The 215-nt window shown below is 39.1% G+C and carries 1 protein-coding gene; it reads right to left on the bottom strand.

Features of this window, described 5'->3' with window-relative positions:
* Positions 1–215, bottom strand: a 215-nt coding sequence (locus tag V6256_RS15885; RefSeq protein ID WP_341599174.1) for a TOBE domain-containing protein, incomplete at both ends; no start/stop codon positions are given.

Genomic DNA, 215 nt, shown 5'->3' with positions numbered 1-215 from the left:
CATAAATAAAACACTATCATAACAATGATTACAATATTTTATGACAAACTCTTGAGCAGCAAAACGCACCTTAATTAGCTGAGAAGCCCCTTGGAAATCCACCTGCTCAACCACTGCATCGCCTCTTTCGTCATGCTTTATGTCGATGTGCTCTGGTCGAAGCAATAAACGCTCTTTCTCCCCTTTTTTATGGTTACTTTGATGCTTACTTGTTA

Source organism: Psychromonas aquatilis, from assembly GCF_038155185.1.
GTDB classification, from domain to species: Bacteria; Pseudomonadota; Gammaproteobacteria; order Enterobacterales; family Psychromonadaceae; genus Psychromonas; species Psychromonas aquatilis.
The sequence above is the reverse complement of the archived record's forward strand: the minus strand, read 5'-3'. Positions and strand labels throughout refer to the sequence as shown.